Annotated in this window: 20 protein-coding genes; 11 read left to right on the top strand and 9 right to left on the bottom strand. The window is 61.2% G+C overall.

Annotated features, from left to right (window positions below):
* Positions 1-55: 55 nt before the first annotated feature.
* The 3 genes from AC20117_RS19400 to AC20117_RS19390 all read right to left on the bottom strand — a co-directional run bounded on the left by AC20117_RS19400 (position 56) and on the right by AC20117_RS19390 (position 2,121).
* Positions 56-655, bottom strand: a complete 600-nt coding sequence (locus AC20117_RS19400) for a recombinase family protein (RefSeq protein WP_074703394.1) — start codon at positions 653-655, stop codon at positions 56-58.
* A gap of 261 nt (positions 656-916) precedes the next feature.
* Positions 917-1,501 carry a hypothetical protein gene (locus AC20117_RS19395; RefSeq protein WP_074702173.1) on the bottom strand — a complete coding sequence of 195 codons (585 nt, stop codon included), beginning with the start codon at positions 1,499-1,501 and terminating at the stop codon, positions 917-919.
* Between the two features lie 101 nt (positions 1,502-1,602).
* On the bottom strand, positions 1,603-2,121 hold the full coding sequence (locus tag AC20117_RS19390; RefSeq protein ID WP_074702175.1) for a hypothetical protein: 519 nt from the start codon (positions 2,119-2,121) through the stop codon (positions 1,603-1,605).
* Positions 2,122-2,516: 395 nt separating this feature from the next.
* On the opposite strand from AC20117_RS19390, the gene AC20117_RS23405 reads away from it, so the two are divergent.
* Positions 2,517-2,786 (top strand): hypothetical protein, encoded by a 270-nt coding sequence (locus AC20117_RS23405; protein ID WP_139186832.1) that lies wholly within the window; start codon positions 2,517-2,519, stop codon positions 2,784-2,786.
* A gap of 88 nt (positions 2,787-2,874) precedes the next feature.
* On the opposite strand, the gene AC20117_RS19385 is transcribed toward AC20117_RS23405, so the two are convergent.
* The gene (locus AC20117_RS19385; protein WP_074702176.1) at positions 2,875-3,282 is read right to left on the bottom strand and encodes a hypothetical protein; all 408 of its coding nucleotides are present in this window, start codon (positions 3,280-3,282) and stop codon (positions 2,875-2,877) included.
* A gap of 286 nt (positions 3,283-3,568) precedes the next feature.
* Here AC20117_RS19385 and AC20117_RS19380 point away from each other — a divergent pair, with 286 nt between their 5' ends.
* On the top strand, positions 3,569-4,111 hold the full coding sequence (locus tag AC20117_RS19380) for a hypothetical protein (protein WP_074702178.1): 543 nt from the start codon (positions 3,569-3,571) through the stop codon (positions 4,109-4,111).
* Positions 4,112-4,195: 84 nt separating this feature from the next.
* On the opposite strand, the gene AC20117_RS19375 is transcribed toward AC20117_RS19380, so the two are convergent.
* Positions 4,196-4,630 (bottom strand): hypothetical protein, encoded by a 435-nt coding sequence (locus AC20117_RS19375; protein WP_139186833.1) that lies wholly within the window; start codon positions 4,628-4,630, stop codon positions 4,196-4,198.
* A gap of 427 nt (positions 4,631-5,057) precedes the next feature.
* Here AC20117_RS19375 and AC20117_RS19370 point away from each other — a divergent pair, with 427 nt between their 5' ends.
* The gene (locus AC20117_RS19370; RefSeq protein ID WP_074702181.1) at positions 5,058-5,474 is read left to right on the top strand and encodes a hypothetical protein; all 417 of its coding nucleotides are present in this window, start codon (positions 5,058-5,060) and stop codon (positions 5,472-5,474) included.
* A 122-nt stretch (positions 5,475-5,596) separates the two neighbouring features.
* On the opposite strand, the gene AC20117_RS19365 is transcribed toward AC20117_RS19370, so the two are convergent.
* Complete coding sequence (locus tag AC20117_RS19365; protein WP_074702182.1) at positions 5,597-6,196, bottom strand: class I SAM-dependent methyltransferase; 600 nt, start codon at positions 6,194-6,196, stop codon at positions 5,597-5,599.
* Between the two features lie 267 nt (positions 6,197-6,463).
* Between AC20117_RS19365 and AC20117_RS19360 the strand changes: the two genes are divergently transcribed.
* From AC20117_RS19360 to AC20117_RS19350, 3 genes are all read left to right on the top strand, one after another.
* Positions 6,464-7,066 (top strand): dihydrofolate reductase family protein, encoded by a 603-nt coding sequence (locus tag AC20117_RS19360; protein WP_074702184.1) that lies wholly within the window; start codon positions 6,464-6,466, stop codon positions 7,064-7,066.
* 209 nt (positions 7,067-7,275) lie between these two features.
* Positions 7,276-7,839 (top strand): dihydrofolate reductase family protein, encoded by a 564-nt coding sequence (locus AC20117_RS19355; RefSeq protein ID WP_074702185.1) that lies wholly within the window; start codon positions 7,276-7,278, stop codon positions 7,837-7,839.
* Between the two features lie 104 nt (positions 7,840-7,943).
* Positions 7,944-9,125 carry an epoxide hydrolase family protein gene (locus AC20117_RS19350; RefSeq protein ID WP_074702187.1) on the top strand — a complete coding sequence of 394 codons (1,182 nt, stop codon included), beginning with the start codon at positions 7,944-7,946 and terminating at the stop codon, positions 9,123-9,125.
* A 45-nt stretch (positions 9,126-9,170) separates the two neighbouring features.
* On the opposite strand, the gene AC20117_RS19345 is transcribed toward AC20117_RS19350, so the two are convergent.
* Together AC20117_RS19345 and AC20117_RS19340 are read right to left on the bottom strand one after the other, a co-directional pair.
* Positions 9,171-9,530 (bottom strand): iron chaperone, encoded by a 360-nt coding sequence (locus AC20117_RS19345; RefSeq protein ID WP_074702188.1) that lies wholly within the window; start codon positions 9,528-9,530, stop codon positions 9,171-9,173.
* A gap of 94 nt (positions 9,531-9,624) precedes the next feature.
* Positions 9,625-10,062 (bottom strand): VOC family protein, encoded by a 438-nt coding sequence (locus tag AC20117_RS19340; protein ID WP_074702190.1) that lies wholly within the window; start codon positions 10,060-10,062, stop codon positions 9,625-9,627.
* 106 nt (positions 10,063-10,168) lie between these two features.
* Between AC20117_RS19340 and AC20117_RS19335 the strand changes: the two genes are divergently transcribed.
* The 3 genes from AC20117_RS19335 to AC20117_RS19325 all read left to right on the top strand — a co-directional run bounded on the left by AC20117_RS19335 (position 10,169) and on the right by AC20117_RS19325 (position 13,460).
* The gene (locus tag AC20117_RS19335) at positions 10,169-11,791 is read left to right on the top strand and encodes a LuxR family transcriptional regulator (protein WP_074702191.1); all 1,623 of its coding nucleotides are present in this window, start codon (positions 10,169-10,171) and stop codon (positions 11,789-11,791) included.
* Between the two features lie 146 nt (positions 11,792-11,937).
* On the top strand, positions 11,938-12,333 hold the full coding sequence (locus tag AC20117_RS23980; protein ID WP_074702193.1) for a hypothetical protein: 396 nt from the start codon (positions 11,938-11,940) through the stop codon (positions 12,331-12,333).
* Positions 12,334-12,350: 17 nt separating this feature from the next.
* Positions 12,351-13,460, top strand: a complete 1,110-nt coding sequence (locus AC20117_RS19325) for a class I SAM-dependent methyltransferase (RefSeq protein ID WP_074702194.1) — start codon at positions 12,351-12,353, stop codon at positions 13,458-13,460.
* Here AC20117_RS19325 and AC20117_RS19320 read toward each other — a convergent pair.
* Positions 13,457-14,053, bottom strand: a complete 597-nt coding sequence (locus tag AC20117_RS19320) for a uridine kinase family protein (RefSeq protein ID WP_074702196.1) — start codon at positions 14,051-14,053, stop codon at positions 13,457-13,459. The two genes, AC20117_RS19325 and AC20117_RS19320, sit on opposite strands and share 4 nt — an antisense overlap.
* Before the next feature lie 168 nt (positions 14,054-14,221).
* Here AC20117_RS19320 and AC20117_RS19315 point away from each other — a divergent pair, with 168 nt between their 5' ends.
* Positions 14,222-14,506 (top strand): DUF427 domain-containing protein, encoded by a 285-nt coding sequence (locus tag AC20117_RS19315; protein ID WP_074703395.1) that lies wholly within the window; start codon positions 14,222-14,224, stop codon positions 14,504-14,506.
* A 46-nt stretch (positions 14,507-14,552) separates the two neighbouring features.
* Complete coding sequence (locus AC20117_RS19310; protein WP_074703396.1) at positions 14,553-15,332, top strand: lipoate--protein ligase family protein; 780 nt, start codon at positions 14,553-14,555, stop codon at positions 15,330-15,332.
* Positions 15,333-15,338 lie beyond the last annotated feature (6 nt).

Here is a 15,338-nt window from a genome sequence, read left to right as displayed (position 1 = left end):
TTCACGAGGAAGGCACCGCGGTGCCTTCGTGGTCAGATGTCGTCTGCGCACTGCATCAAGCACCGTCCTCATGAGGGGACTTTAGTCTTGCTCTTTCGATCGCGCGGTAGACAGTGGATCGGCCAACGGAGAACAGTTCGGCCAGTTCATACATGGTGTGTTCGCCGGCGATGTGCAACTTGTAAAGATGAGCTTCCTGCTTGGGCGACAGTTTCGGTTGCTTGCCGCGCAGGCGGCCTTTGGCCTTGGCGATTTTCATGCCCTCGCGGGTTCGAGAACGGATGAGGTCGGTTTCGAACTCCGCGATCATTGCCAGGACGTTGAACAGAAGTTTGCCCATAGGGTCGGTCGGATCGTGGATTGAGCCCCCGATGTTCAGTTTGACTTCCCGACTTGCCAGATCGTCTGCGATGTCATGGGCGTCTCGAACGGATCGAGCCAAGCGGTCCAGCTTGGTCACGATCAAAGTGTCGCCGGCACGGCATGCCGCCATTGCCTCGCGCAGCCCTGGCCGATTCCTATTGATTCCGGTGAGTCCGTGATCGACATAGATCCCTTCCGTGTCGACACCGAGGAGAGTCAACGCATCGCGCTGTGCGGTGAGGTCCTGCTCATCGGTTGAGCATCTGGCGTAACCAACAAGTAATTCAGCCATGCCAATGAGTGTGTCACATATCTCCCCGTCACCGGCCACAGCACCGGTCTATCTATGTGGGATGGTGTCCAGTCAGTTGCCTCGACACTGCTAGTCAGCGCTGGGTTTGTCCGTTGGAGAACCCTCTTACGAGACGATTTGTGTCGCCTATACGGGACACCCCGTAAGGGACATTTTTGACGCAGCAGCCCGCCCCTAACTAACAGGCCGCTTTTTACACTGTTGGCCTGTTGCTGAATGACTGTGAGGAAGCCCTAAATCTCAAGACCGGACTCCTCTCTCAATCTCTCCGCCACTAATTTCTGCCGTCTTTCGCAGTTCTTCGATATGACCGGCGAGATGAACAGGACCGGCAGGCGTTTCGAGATCCAGAATCCGGGAGTTGGGCCGAATCCGAAAGATGGCGTCTACCAGAGTCGGCTCCCGTATCTGGCTGACCCCGGTAACAGGCAGAATCACAACGTCAGCGTAGTCATGCCGCGAATTTTTCCAGCGCGGCTGGAAGGCAATTTGTCCCTTGGTGGGTGTGGCGAGGCCGAACTGCCATTTGCCCTGCGGCCGGGGAAGAACCTCGGCTGATGCTCGCAGATACCCCTCAAACTGGCCGCGAACGAGGTATCCCCGGCGTCTGCGATTCCTGAACCAGAGACCTAGTATGGCCCCTAGCGTCGCGCCGATCAGTGCCCCGACCGCCGGCCATGGGTTACCACTCAAGAACCAGAGGTAAAGGAAGCCGGCCACGAACAGAATGACGAAGCAGACCCGCAGGGCCCAAGCAATGAGTTCGACACGGCCGCGCATAAAGAGATTCAACCTGAACAAGCTTGGAAAGACCTTGAACGACACGTTTCACTCCGAAACTAACGCCCGTTCTCGAAGTATTCGTCCCATGCCGATCGACAAACGGCCGCCTCTTTGGCGCGCTGTGAAAAATGCAGAACGATCACTCAACCACGACTCGGCCCAGCGATGTAGCGGATGTAGTGGTCACGAGCCTCAAGGAGCACGGTTTCGTACTGAAGTCGGTCAAAGGTGAACGTCGGAGCGTTCTCGATTCGGTGGGAGGCGTCGAAGTCGAGCCAGGGGCTGGCGTCGCCCCACGCGAAATTTCCCCATACGACGCGGTCTGTTTCGAAGGACAGTTGTGCGGCGAGACCATCGTTCGTTGTGTTTTGGCTGTCGGGGAGGAACAGCAATCCCTGATATTCGTCGGGATCGAGTCCCATTCGGCCCAGCAGCGAATCTATCTCGTCGACCGCTTCGTGAGGGTCATCCTCGGTCAGCTTGGTGGAGAACCTGTCGGTGTCCATGGACGGGTCCCATGCGAGGGCAAGCTCGCGCAGCAGTACCCCGTCGATAGCGAAATCCAGAAAGGTTCGTACACGTTCTGTTTCCCGGCGAAAGAACAACCGCCGACGAACTTCAGTAAACGTGATGGTCTGCTTGACGAGAGACAGGACGTTCACGTTGTTCCTTTCGATGGTCGTGCAGAAAGCCTACGCCGCGGCGCTCTGCTCTCCTGGATTTTACGGTTGGTCCGGCCAAGCTAGAGCTAACTTCTTTTGCGCACATGCAACTGTCGACCGCCAGACGATGCCTGCCTTGTACGACTTCGTGGCATCGACCTTTATGCCGAGCTCGGGACGTGGCCCGGCTGGGCAAGGTAGGTGTACTGGTAAGCCATCGGCTTACAGGATTCACGAGCTGGTGGTGCCGGGGCCACTTTTTTCAAGGAGCGACCGCTCAGGAGAATGACGCCAGCTGCAGCTTTCGCTTGCACGAGGCCGTTCAAGTCTGTGGCCGGCCTTTGCTGAAGCAGTTAGTCTGGTTTTCCACGCTGGCTCAACGGAAGCGGCCGGAAATGTTCAACAATGGTCACGTCCCGCCGGGTTTTGTTCCGGATAATTCCCGAGGCGGAGACGGTCGGGCGGGCCTTGGCCGAGCGGTTTGGTACCTATTGGTAACCGGCTTTGGTGCGCTGGTCTTCTACCTTATTCAAGATGCCTTCACTCTCGGTATTGCAATACTCGCCCTGCTTGGCGCCTTTGTTCTTGGTGCCGCAATCATGGTGCCTGTCCTCACCCGTCGCAATAAGAAGCGGAGCCAGAATTCCGAAAAGCATCCAGGCTAACCGACACCGCTCGGATCGTTCCTAGTCCAACTTTGGATTACTGCGGGTTTCCCTTTCGAGGAAAGCATCAACGAACTCCGCTAAATCCTTACCTCTGTCCGTAGTCGATCATCGTTGTCTTGAGCCAGGGCTGGCAACGGGCTTGGATTCTCGTTCCCCTGTCGTGCGGTGCAAGATCGAGGGTCACCACTCCGCCCCAACTCCAGAAGTTACCCTTCACCCGGAACCGTAAGCTGTCGTCTCCTTCCGAAAGATCACTGTAACGGCGGGACCGGGCAATCAAATCCCGCACTCGTCCCATCACCGCCTGGGGATTATCGCCCGAATCAATCACGGTCGAGGCCGTGACACCTGTTACATTGATCCCTTTCATCGAGCTCCGGGCATTCGTGCCCTTACTCCGTCGCGCCATGAGCACGAGCAGAACAATGAACAGCACGATAAGGACAGCAAAACCCACCGCTACAGCAACGATTCGTCCGTCTATTGCTTCCACCTGTTCCGACCTCCTGTTCGTTCCCGAATAAGTAGCTCGTAGAGGTCTCACCGGGCACCTCAGCAGTCAAGCAAGCCTTCATTACATCGCTTCAACCTTGGATAATTCATGCTGCCAGGAAGGTCGTGCTGTTACTCAGAGATGCGCGCCAGAGAAAGTGGCCGTTGGAGGGATCCTTATTGAATGAACCGACCCGCCACCCCCGTGCTTCCTCGCGGGTATTTCAACCAGCACATCCGATGGAATAGATTCAAGAGTAGACATGAAAACTTGAAGGAGCCGTAGCTTGGGCGCAGAAAGGAAGCACCTTACTAGCACTACTGGCATTCTCGTCCGCGGGGTGCAGGATCTTGAGGATTTCGAAGAGCATCCGGACAAGTACCTGGTAGACCTCTATGCCGACGAAGAAGCGGGCAAGAAAGCCTGGCTGAGTACCGGGGAACGCCACCACTTCACATACAACGACGGCGTCGTAACCCTGACCTGGGAGGGGATTCCCTTGCTCGGTGTCCCTGTGTGGGACGACGTCTGCGGCATCTGGCACTACCTAGTGATGGTGGTCGAGGGCTATCTAACAGACGGTCGGGGAGAAATGTCCTTCCCCGATAGCCCCGCTCCCATCATTCTGGAACGCATCCACGGCGGAGCTCTCTTCACCATCGCGCGTACCAAGGCCCGCGTGGAACCTGTCAGCTTCTGCCTCGAATTGCTTGACGAGGCTGAGCGATTCTGGCGCTGGACGGACAGGCAAGACATCCCGGTGGAGGCCGACGCCGCGTATGCGCTCAAGGAAATCAACAGAGTCCGTTCAAAGATCCCGTGGCGCTGATCATCGAGGTTCGCTGTCTCTTCCATAAGCCGATCGACTACCGGCCCGCTCTTTGGCGCGCTGTGAATAATGCAGGACGATCACTCAACCACGACTCGGCCCAGCGATGTAGCGGATGTAGTGGTCACGAGCCTCAAGGAGCACGGTTTCGTACTGAAGTCGGTCAAAGGTGAACATCGGCGCGTTCTCGATTCGGTGGGAGGCGTCGAAGTCGAGCCAGGGGCTGGCGTCGCCCCACGCGAAATTTCCCCATACGACATGGTCCGTTTCGAAGGACAGTTGTGCCGCGAGACCATCGGCCGTTATGTTTTGGCTGCCGGGGAGGAACAGCAATCCCTGATACTCGTTGGGCTCGAGTCCCATTCGGCCCAGCAGCGCGTCGATCTCGTCGGCCGCTTCGTGCGGGTCATCCTCGGTCAGCTTGGTGGAGAACCTGTCTGTATCCACGGAGGGGTCCCATGCGAGGGCAAGCTCGCGCAGCGGTACCCCGTCGATAGCGAAATCCAGAAAGGTTCGCACTCGCTCTGTTTCCCGGCGAAAGAACAACCGCCGACGAACTTCAGTAAACGTGATGGTCTGCTTGACGAGAGACAGGACGTTCACGTTGTTCCTTTCGATGGTCGTGCAGAAAGCCTACGCCGCGGCGCTCTGCTCTCCTGGATTTTACGGTTGGTCCGGCCAAGCTAGAGCTAACTTCTTTTGCGCACATGCAACTGTCGACCGCCAGACGATGCCTGCCTTGTACGTCTTCGTGGCATCGACCTTTATGCCGAGCTCGGGGCCCGGCTGGGCAAGGTAGGTGTACTGGTAAGCCATCCTTTATGGATAGGAACTACGACTCAGATTTCCACCCCACCTTCGCCAGCGTGCATGGGAATACCTTGCCGACATCCTCGGACCGCCGCCGGTTTGTGCCACGGCCGGAAGCACCTGAGAGACTGTCATCGTGACCATCGACATCAAGGCCATGCTTCACCGGGTCGTCGCTGAGGTGTACGACGAGAATTTCACCGTGACAGATGCTGGCTCCAGCGATGATTCCTGGCTCCACGGCGTCCATGTGAGCAGCCAGCTCAACCCGGACCATACAGCAATCATTCGCGCCAGCTACGAGTGGATGGATGCCTTCATCCCCGAACTGAACGTCCAAGCCACCGTCTTCGACTACGACGACGTGGAGCAGGAGAAGGAAAGCGAGCTTCGAAGGCTTTGCCTCGTCATGCGCGCCTACCTTCAAGGCAAAGCTCGTGTCGAACGGCGGCGGCGGCTGTTCCGCCCGGGCACGGCACCGATCGTTAGGATCGAGGTGGACGGCCTTGAATGGCGCCTCGGCCGGCACCATTATGTGGTGCCCTACCCGTAGCGTACGGCCTTGCGTCATGTCGCCGCGGACGAGCTGACCAGCAGTCCCGATCTGATGAACGGACCCCGGTCCGAAGCCGGAAGCAGTCGGCAGCAAGACTGCCGTCTCGTTCGCCGATCCCCTTATTGCATGGTGGCGACGATGGCCGCGTGCGGCCGTTTACCCGAGTCCTGACGTGCCTCTACGTTCAACACGTTAAATCCTGTTTCGCTGAGCATCTGTCGCATCTGCTCTACCGGCCAATAGTGCGCCGTTGTGATTGCATGCTCAAAAGGCTCGGCGGAACCACCCTGAAAGAATCCGATAAGAAGGCGCCCTCCGGGCGCGAGTGCGCCAGCGATCTTGGAGAGAACTGCAGGCATCTCGTTTGGGCGAACGTGGATCAAGGAATACCACGCGAGCACTCCGTGCAGCGATCCAGCTGGCACGTCGAGATCTCTGAACGAGGCGACCTGAAATGGCACGCCAGGGAAGCGTTCCCGCGCACTGTCGATGAACTCGGGAACCAGATCGATACCGTGCACTTTCACGCCGCGCTGGTGTAGAAAATTCGTCCAATGGCCGGGGCCGCAACCGATGTCGATTACTTGCCCATCAATGCCTTGGGCCCAACGTTCGATGCGTTCCCGGTCCAGCTCGTGCATGTCCTCAACGGAACCGAGAAGGCTCGTGTATTCGGCAGCACGTGTACTGTATGCGGCTCGGACAAGTTCATCAGCCATGCTTAAGAGAGTAGTAGGAGGAAAAGGCCTACGTGTCCGTCGGCGGATCCTCCAATGGGCAGTTTCCTGGCGGGGACCCCGGTCGAGGCAGCTCTCTAACGATTTGATTTCTCTATACAGAGGTGCAGAGCCGACGTACCGTGAATAAGCAAGAGCGATTTGTCACGGCCGCAACAGCGCCCGGGCCGTGGGCGCGAGTCATGTGTCGGATCCTGGCCGCGAAGGTGAACCGAAAGGACGCTATGAGAATAGTGAGGAGATAGCGACATGGGTGAGCTGCACGTCAATATGAACGTCACGATGGACGGAGTGATCCAGGCTAATGGTGGCCCCACCGTCCAGGACGGGGATTTCGAGTACGCCGGATGGGAACGCCCATTTTGGGATCGGGAGTCCGGCGAACAGGTGGACGCGGATGTTCAGGAAGCTGATGCCCTGCTGCTGGGCCGCACGACGTACGATATCTTCCGCAGCTACTGGCCGGGCAAGACCGACGAGATCGGCCAAGCCTTCGGCCGAGTGCCCAAGTACGTCGCCTCCCGCGGCAGGCCGGAGCTGTCCTGGGACACCAGCACCCAGATTTCCGACGCCGCAACCCAAGTACCCGAACTGCGCGAGCGCCATCGGCAGATCCATACCTGGGGCAGTGGCAATCTGCTGCAGACTCTGTTCCGCGAAGGACTGGTCGACCGGGTGAACCTGTGGGTGTGCCCGGTCGTGCTCGGGAAGGGAAAGAAGCTGTTCCCGGAAGGCACGGCAGCTACCCGCTTCGAGCTGGTCGAGCCGCCGAAACCGTACCCGGCGGGTGTGCTGCTGATGCGCTACCGGCGCCTCGAGGGACCTCCGGTGACGGGGAGCATGGCCGAATGAGCTGCTCCGCGACCAGCATTGCAAATCGTCCATTCCGCCGCACCTGCCGCCTGCCGGTGGTACTAACTCGGAAAACGAAGGATTCAAATGTTCGCCACGCTGCGCCCCGGGCACGAGGACTACCTGCAAGTGCAGATAGCGCACCGACGAGGTTTCCCGCGCCACACCCGTTTTATACAGTGGAGACCGACTGACGGAAGGCTGGCACTGTGCGGAAGCTAATCTACGGCATGAACCTGACTTTGGACGGCTACATCTCTGCCGCCGGCGACGACATCGGCTGGAGCGATCCAAGCGACGAACTGTTCCAGTGGTGGCTCGACGAGGAGCGGGCGATCGGCCTGTTGCTGTATGGACGCAAGCTGTGGGAGACCATGAGTTCCTACTGGCCAACCGGCGACCAGCAGCCCAATGCCACCCCGGCCGAGATCGAGTTCGCGCGGAACTGGCGGGACACACCGAAGGTAGTGTTCTCCTCGTCGATGGAGAAGGTCGACTGGAACACGCGCCTGGTCACCGGCGACGCGGTCGCGGAGATCACCCGGCTCAAGGCTGACGACGGCGAGCCGATGAGGGTTGGTGGCGCAACGTTCGCCGGAGCGGCCATGCGGGCCGGGCTGATCGACGAGTACACAATCGTGACCCATCCGGTCCTGGTGGGCGGCGGCACGCCGTTCTTCACCGCGCTGGATAGCTGGGTGAATCTGAACTTGGTGGAGACACGGACGTTTCCCGGCGGCGTGGTCCTAACCAGGTACGAGACGAGGCGCTGAGCGCGCCGACTCCAGCCGGGACTCGTAGATCACCAGATCCCGCAGTCACACTTAGGCTTGTTTGTGTCATGTCTTAGCAGGCTCCGCGACCGCCAGGAGGACTCATGTCTCGTCTAACCGGCGACGTGCAAGCATTTGAAGCCCATGCAAGTGACGCCGATCTTGATGATCTGCACAGACGATTGGCCGCGGCGCGGCTGCCGGAGGCCGAGACGGTCTATCGCGCCGCGCCCGACCCTCGACGGTGGGAGCAGGGTGTTCCTCTCGCCGATCTGGTCGATGTCGTGAACTACTGGCGCACCGGCTACAACTGGCGGTCGTTCGAAGAGCGCCTTAACCGCATCGGCCAGTTCCGCACGGTCATTAGTGATCTGGGAATCCACTTCCTGCACCGCCGATCCGCGCGCGCAGATGCTACTCCTCTAATCCTGACGCACGGCTGGCCGGGCAGCATTGCTGAGTTCGTTGATGTCGTAGACGAGCTGGCGGATCCGAAAGATCCAGAGGCGCCGGCGTTCCACGTCGTCGTTCCGTCGTTGCCGGGCTTTGGCTACAGCGACAAGCCGGCCACCACCGGGTGGGGGACCGGAAGGATCGCCGCCGCATGGGTGGAACTGATGGGACGGCTCGGCTACGGCAAGTTCGCCGCCCACGGTGGCGACTGGGGAGGTGTGATCACCGCGGTTCTCGGCGGCAGGTTCCAGGAGCATGTCCTCGGCATCCATACCACGTTGGCTCAGGCACCGCCCGGGTTGGCAACGGACGGGCTGACGGCGGCCGAGCGCAGGTGGACCGAGGAAACCCGCGATTTCTGGGACCACCGCGCGGCGTACGCGAAGCAGCAGGCGACCCGTCCACAGACCGTCGGCTACTCGCTCGTTGATTCGCCGGTCGGGCTCCTTGCCTGGATTCTTGACAAGTTCGCTGACTGGACGGATACCGAGGACAGCCCGTTCGAGTCGATTTCCATCGACAGGATTCTTGACGACGTTACCTTGTATTGGCTGACACGGACCGGCGCGTCGGCGGCCCGCATCTACTACGAAAGTCACGGCGGTATCAACGCGCTGGATCCCGAGCTTCGGGTCGACGTCCCCTCAGCAATCAGCATTTATCCGCGCGACATCGAGAAGTGTCCGCGCGCCTGGGCACAGGAGCGGTACCAACAGATCGTCCGATGGAACTCGCCCGAAATCGGTGGACACTTCCCGTCGCTGGAGGTTCCCGAGTATTTCGTCAAGGATCTGCAAGAGGGTCTCGCGGCGGTGCTGGCCGCTAACCGGTGAACGCGGCTCAGCAGCGCCCCGGTGCGGTGCGCCGAGGTGACTGACTCAAACCCTGTCTGACGGCAGCTGCTGTAGCCGCCAAGCGATTATCTCGCGGATGAGCTCGGTCGGCAGCGGGGCATCATGGCGCAACTGGATAGCGTGCTCGGTGGTTCCATATGCGGCCAGCTCTGTTGAGAAATGCGCGATCGCGTCCGGAGTCGGATAGAACCCGATGTGGCGTTTTGCGCCGGTGAAGAAGAACAACGGCTCGGTGCCGAGTTTGAAGGTCGGCATACGCCAACTGATTGATTCCACTGCTTCATCGGGCACGGCCGACCGGATCAGTTCGTACACGGTCAGCAGCCGATCCCGTACCTCACCGTCGTACCCGTCGATGTACTCGATGATCGAACTCGATGTCATGGTGTCTCCCTCTTCGCCGACGTTATGTGGGGCTAGTGCCGCATCTTGAGCGATGGTACAAGTCCGAGCATATGCAATTGGGCCGATACGGGTGTCAGCCTTTCTTTAGTTCCTCGGCGAGCATCACGAGGATTCCGCTGGGGCCGCGGAGGTAGGTGAGTTTGTAGACGTCCTCATAGGTCGCCACACCGCGTAGCGGATGGCATCCGTGCTTTGCCGCTATCTCGAGGGCCTCATCGATGTTGTCGACCGAGAAGGCCACACGGTGCATACCGATGTCGTTGGGACGGGTCGGGTGCAACTCGATTGCTTCGGGATGGATGTATTCGAAGAGCTCGAGTCGACCATGACCGTCCGGCGTCTGTAACATCGCGATCTTGGCGTGGTTTCCATCGAGTCCAACGGCAGTGTCGGTCCACTCGCCGCTGACTGTGTCACGGCCGATGAGTGCAAGACCGAGATCGGTGAAAAACGCGATTGCTGCTTCGATGTCGCGAACAGCGATACCCACATTCTCAATTTTGATGGCCATGCGTTGAAAGCTACCAAGAGGAAGCGATTAGCTCCAGTGGCGGATCCAGCGCTTAACGGCTCGACCGGCGGGCGTTGACGGGACTACCGTTGAGGTGGAGGCCCGGATGGACGAGTTCGAGGAGTTACTGTCCATGGCGCGGACGGCGTACGCCCGCGGGGACTGGTACGCCGCTCACCGGAATTTCGCGCAGGCCAGGACATTCTCGGAGCTGCCGACCGAGGACCTGAGCCTGCTGGGCAGTTCTGCGTGGTGGGTAGGACAGGTACGGGAATCGTTGGAGATTTCCGAAGAGGTTTACCACCGGTTTAACGACGACGGCGATGACTTGGGTGCCGCCAGGAAGGCCTTGAACCTCGCTTTGCTGTGGTTCATCAGGGGCGACCTGGTCATAGCCTCCGGCTGGGTCAACCGGGCCAGAAGAATCCTGTCGCAACTGCCCGAAGGCGTGGAGCACGGCTACCTTGTCTACTTGGATGCGACCGTGGCGTTGGACTTCGGGAACCTCCAGCCGGCGCGGGATGCGGCGGCGACGCTCCAGGAGATGGGGCGCCGCCTACGGGCTCCAGCCCTGACATCGTTCGGCCTGGTACTCGCAGGACTGGCGGACGTGCGCAGTGGCAGTACGGCCGCCGGCTTTGCCCAACTGGACGAAGCAATGTTGCCGGTGCTGGCAGGCCAGCTGCCGCCGGAATGGGCCGGAGATATTTACTGCACCGTAATCCACGCCTGCCATGCGCTGGCGGACTTGTCCCGGATGCGGGCCTGGACCCAAGCGACTGAGCAGTGGTGCGAGCAATTCCACGGCGAGGCGATTTACTCCGGCATCTGCCGCATCCACCGGCTTCAGCTGCAGAGCGCGGAAGGCGGGTGGGATGCTGCCGAAGAGGCTATCGAACGGACCGGGTCGGAGCTTGTGGGCCGGAACAACTGGGTAGCGGGGGAGGCCTACTACCAGCTGGGCGAGATCCGTCGCCTTCGCGGTGACCTAAGCGGTGCCCGTGCAGCCTACGAGCGGGCACAACAGCTGGGCTGTGAGCCGCAGCCCGGCGAGTCCCTTCTCCAGCAAGCTGTCGGAAAGCAGGACGCTGCGTGGGCCGGTCTTTGTGCCGCCTTGGCGGGTCGTGACCAGCTGGCCTGCGCCAGGCTGCTGGAATCCGCCGTCGAAATCGCCCTCGCTCTCGGGCTGCAGGAGGAAGCAGAGCGGTTGTGCGGGCAACTGGAAGAAACTGCGGCCGTGTTCGCTACCGCGGGTTTCCGCGCCTGGGCCGGCCAAGCCAGGGCCGCCGTGCTGATCGCGCAGTCGCGGCACGAAGAGGCTCTGCCGGTGCTGCAGAGCGCCGCCCATGAGTACCGCGGATTGCACGCGCGGTACGAAACGGCCAGAGTCTACGAGCTGCTGGGGCGGGCCCACCGCGGGCTGGGAGAAACCGGCACTGCTGCCGCGGACACGGCTACAGCACTGGCCATCTACCGGGAACTTGGCGCGCTGCCGGATGTCCAGCGGCTTGATGGCCGGCGCTTGCCCGGCGGGTTAACGGAACGGGAGGCCGATGTGCTTTCTTTCATCGCCGCCGGGGCCAGCAACAAGGATGCGGCGGATGCTTTGTTCATCAGCCAGAAGACGGTCGGCCGCCATCTGGCCAATATCTTCGCCAAGATCGGCGTGTCCACGCGGACGGCTGCCGCGGCATGGGCACACGAACATGGGTTGCCTTCGCGCCGGTAAGCAACGGCGCGAACCAACGACACTGTCTGCATGACCTGCACCAGTGCACCCGGGAACAAGATGGGTAATTCGCCCGACGCGCAGCTCTCGTCCGCTTCGTAGCGTTGATAGTGAACTATTCGAACGACGTCAAAGGAGAATCAGTCATGGAAATCGACCTGATGGTTCTGGCCGGCGGCGTTTCCACCATCATCTTTGCCGGCAGCGTCATGCCCATGATCGTGAAAGCTGTGCAGACCAGGGACCTGGCCTCCTACAGTTTGGGCAACCTCTTGCTGAGCAACATGGGCAACCTCGTCCATTCCGTTTATGTCTACAGCCTGCCGGCGGGCCCCATCTGGGCCTTGCACGCTTTCTACCTGGTCACGACCGGATTCATGCTGGCGATGTACCTACGGCACGAAGCGCTGGGCAGGAAACGCTCGCAGGGTTCGCCCCATGGTTCGTCGCATGCAGCGGCGGGCACGATGCAGGATTCGCCCGAGGACGGGCCCTCAGCCAAATTCCAACAGTCACCTCAAGTGGGCAGCACCAGTCCGTAGTAGCAGGAGAAAGAACAATGACAATTGATCAAAGTCAAGGCACATCACTGCAGGCTTCTGCTGATCAGGAACCTGACGCTGAAGCAATCCAGGCGTTTGTCGGACGTTTCGTAGGCATCCTCAACGATGCTGCGATCGCGGTGCTGACGAGCGTCGGCCACCAGACGGGGCTGTTCGAGACCATGGCGGGGATGCCGGCCGCTACCAGCGAGCAGATTGCTGATGCGGCAGGCCTCAACGAACGCTATGTTCGCGAATGGCTGGGTGGCATGACCACTGCGCGCGTTGTCACCCATGACCCGGCGACCAAGACGTACCGGCTGCCGCGCGAACATGCGGCCGTGCTGACCAGCGCGGCGGGTCCGGACAATATGGCTATCCTGATGCAGCACATCTCGATGATGGGAGAGGTGGAACAGAAGACTATCCAGCGGTTCCGGACCGGCGGAGGGCTGTCGTACGAGGACTACCCGCAGTTTCATCAAAACATGGCGGAGACCAGTGCCGCGGTGAACGATGCGGCTCTGCTGGATGTGATCCTGCCGCTGGTTCCTGGACTGCCGGAAAGGTTGCGGGCCGGTCTTGACCTTGCCGATGTCGGCTGCGGCGCCGGACATGCGGTCAACCTGATGGCGCAGGCTTTCCCCGCCAGCCGCTTCACCGGCTATGACTTCTCGGAGGAAGCTATCCAGCGCGCGCGGAGCGAGGCCGAACAGCTTGGTTTGGCCAATGCGGCCTTTGAGGTGCTCGATGTCGCCAAGCTCGACGTCGAGGCGTCCTTCGACGTCGTGACAGCATTCGATGCCATCCACGACCAGGCCCATCCCGGCACAGTGCTGCACAACATCCGCCGCACCCTGCGCCCGGACGGAGTCTTCCTCATGGTGGATATCAAGGCATCCAGCAAGGTGGAGGAGAATATCGACATGCCGTGGGCCAGCTACCTCTATGCCATCTCGACGTTCCACTGCATGAGCGTATCGCTGGGGCTCGACGGCGACGGGCTGGGTACCGCCTGGGGCCAGCAGCTTGCGCTGTCCATGCTAGACGAGGCCGGCTTTGGCACCGTTGAAGCCAAGGACGTCGAATCGGATCCGTTCAACACCTACTTCGTCGCCCGGACTTAGCGCGAGGCCAGCTGCCGTTTCACCTGCCGCTTGGGTACGGGCCGGAAGCCCGCGTCAAGATAGCGTTGCCGGACGCGCCGTTCGGCCCGGAAGAGCGCCCAGCCGCGCTTGAGCAGGAAAGGAACGGGCTTGCGGTGCTCACGCAGGTCGCGCACGAGGCGGCGCACCGCCGTCGTAATGGGGGAGACCTGGATGAAGATGGGCTCCACAGAGACGCCGAGGCCCAGCAGCGGGGCCAGCACGGCGTCGGCGAAGATCCCTTCGGCGATCACGGGGCCCTCGGCCAGCCGGAGGGAGCGGTGGCCGGTGTAGCTGGAGGTGGCAATGGAGTACTTGGGCACCTGCGTGCGGCCGGTCTGCAGCAGTTCCAGCATCGCGCGGGCGGCGGCTTCGCTGTTCCAGGTGTCCGGATGGTCCCAATCGATCTCCTCGTACGCAGTCAGGGGCAGCGGCGACTGCGGGGTGTGCTCGCTGATCTCCCGGTAGAAGCTGTCCAGCTCCACATGCGGGCGGCCGAAGCGCGCGGCGAGGTAGGACTTGCCGGAGCCGGAGGCGCCGCCGAGCAGGACGAGCGGGAGGTGGGGAGAAGGCACAGGCCCATTATTGCGTGCGTGAGCCCTGCAGATCCGATACTTGCCAAATCCGCGGCATCAGGGGAGTTCTTGGAGCGGCGGAATGATCCGAAGCACCGCTACTGTTGGATAGTGTGTCTGGGGCGCCGGAGAGCGCCGCGCCCGGCCCGAAGGAAAGCAGGAGTGGACATGGTCAAGGCGACCTGGAACGGAGCCGTCATTGCCGAATCCGGCGAGACGGTCATGGTAGAGGGCAACCACTACTTTCCCCGCGGAAGCGTGAACGACGAGTTCCTGCTCCCCAGCGACCGGACTACCGAATGCGTCTGGAAAGGCACGGCGCACTACTACAGCCTTCAGGTCGCGGGGGAGCGCAATGCTGACGCCGCCTGGTACTACCCAAATCCAAGTCACGACGCCGGAAACATCCGTGGCCACGTTGCGTTCTGGAACGGAGTCACCGTTGGCGACTGAACTGGCCGGAGAACCTCAGGTGGCAGCGGCGCCTGCACCTGCGCCTGTGACCGGGCCTGCGCCTGATGCCGCTTGGCGGCTGGACTGGACGCGGCAGGAATCTTCCTTCGGTGCGAGGGAAGACCTGCTGTACGGGTTGAGCATGCTGGATGCCGCCAAGAGGGGCCGGCTGGGGCCTGCCCTGCGGCTGTACCGTCCCGTGCCGACCGTTGCTTTCGGCCAGCGGGATGCGCACCTGCCCGGGTTCGAAGAAGCCGCCGCGCGCTGCCGTGCCCTGGGTTTTGAGCCGCTGGTCCGTAAGGCCGGCGGACGTGCTGCCGCCTACCATCAGGGATGCCTGGTACTGGACCATGTGGAGCCCGAACGCGATGCGATTGTCGGGGCCAAAAGCAGGTTCTCCCAGTTTGGTGAACTCCTGGCCGAGGGACTGCGGGATGCGGGCCTGATCGCGCGGGTCGGAGAAATTACGGGGGAGTACTGCCCCGGGGAGTTCAGCATCCACGGCGAACATCCGGAGGACGCCACGGTCCAGATCAAGCTGGTGGGAACTGCGCAGCGGGTTGTTTCGGGAGCCTGGCTGTTTTCCTCCGTCGTCGTTGTTGAAAATTCCGCCCCGCTGCGCGAAGTGCTCATCCAAAGCTACGATGCGCTCGGCCTGGACTGGGATCCGCGCACTGCCGGTGCGGCGGAGGACCTGGTGCCGGGACTGGATGTGGACCAGGTCGAGCAGGCGCTGCTCGGTGCGTTCGGTACCTATGCGCAGACGCGGGAAATACCGTTCGCCGAGCTTGCATCCGTGGCCGAGGTTCCCGGGTCCGCTCCGTAATCCACA

Origin of the sequence: Arthrobacter crystallopoietes (genome assembly GCF_002849715.1) — a bacterium.
Taxonomy (GTDB): Bacteria; Actinomycetota; Actinomycetes; order Actinomycetales; family Micrococcaceae; genus Crystallibacter; species Crystallibacter crystallopoietes.
The sequence above is the reverse complement of the archived record's forward strand: the minus strand, read 5'-3'. Positions and strand labels throughout refer to the sequence as shown.

Excerpts from the sequence above, each read along its gene's own strand:
- AC20117_RS19400 (WP_074703394.1), bottom strand. The coding sequence starts at position 655 with ATGGCTGAATTACTTGTTGGTTACGCCAGATGCTCAACCGATGAGCAG.
- AC20117_RS23405 (WP_139186832.1), top strand. The coding sequence starts at position 2,517 with ATGTTCAACAATGGTCACGTCCCGCCGGGTTTTGTTCCGGATAATTCC.
- AC20117_RS19365 (WP_074702182.1), bottom strand. The coding sequence starts at position 6,196 with ATGGCTGATGAACTTGTCCGAGCCGCATACAGTACACGTGCTGCCGAA.
- AC20117_RS19360 (WP_074702184.1), top strand. The coding sequence starts at position 6,464 with ATGGGTGAGCTGCACGTCAATATGAACGTCACGATGGACGGAGTGATC.
- AC20117_RS19350 (WP_074702187.1), top strand. The coding sequence starts at position 7,944 with ATGTCTCGTCTAACCGGCGACGTGCAAGCATTTGAAGCCCATGCAAGT.
- AC20117_RS19345 (WP_074702188.1), bottom strand. The coding sequence starts at position 9,530 with ATGACATCGAGTTCGATCATCGAGTACATCGACGGGTACGACGGTGAG.
- AC20117_RS19340 (WP_074702190.1), bottom strand. The coding sequence starts at position 10,062 with ATGGCCATCAAAATTGAGAATGTGGGTATCGCTGTTCGCGACATCGAA.
- AC20117_RS19335 (WP_074702191.1), top strand. The coding sequence starts at position 10,169 with ATGGACGAGTTCGAGGAGTTACTGTCCATGGCGCGGACGGCGTACGCC.
- AC20117_RS23980 (WP_074702193.1), top strand. The coding sequence starts at position 11,938 with ATGGAAATCGACCTGATGGTTCTGGCCGGCGGCGTTTCCACCATCATC.
- AC20117_RS19325 (WP_074702194.1), top strand. The coding sequence starts at position 12,351 with ATGACAATTGATCAAAGTCAAGGCACATCACTGCAGGCTTCTGCTGAT.
- AC20117_RS19315 (WP_074703395.1), top strand. The coding sequence starts at position 14,222 with ATGGTCAAGGCGACCTGGAACGGAGCCGTCATTGCCGAATCCGGCGAG.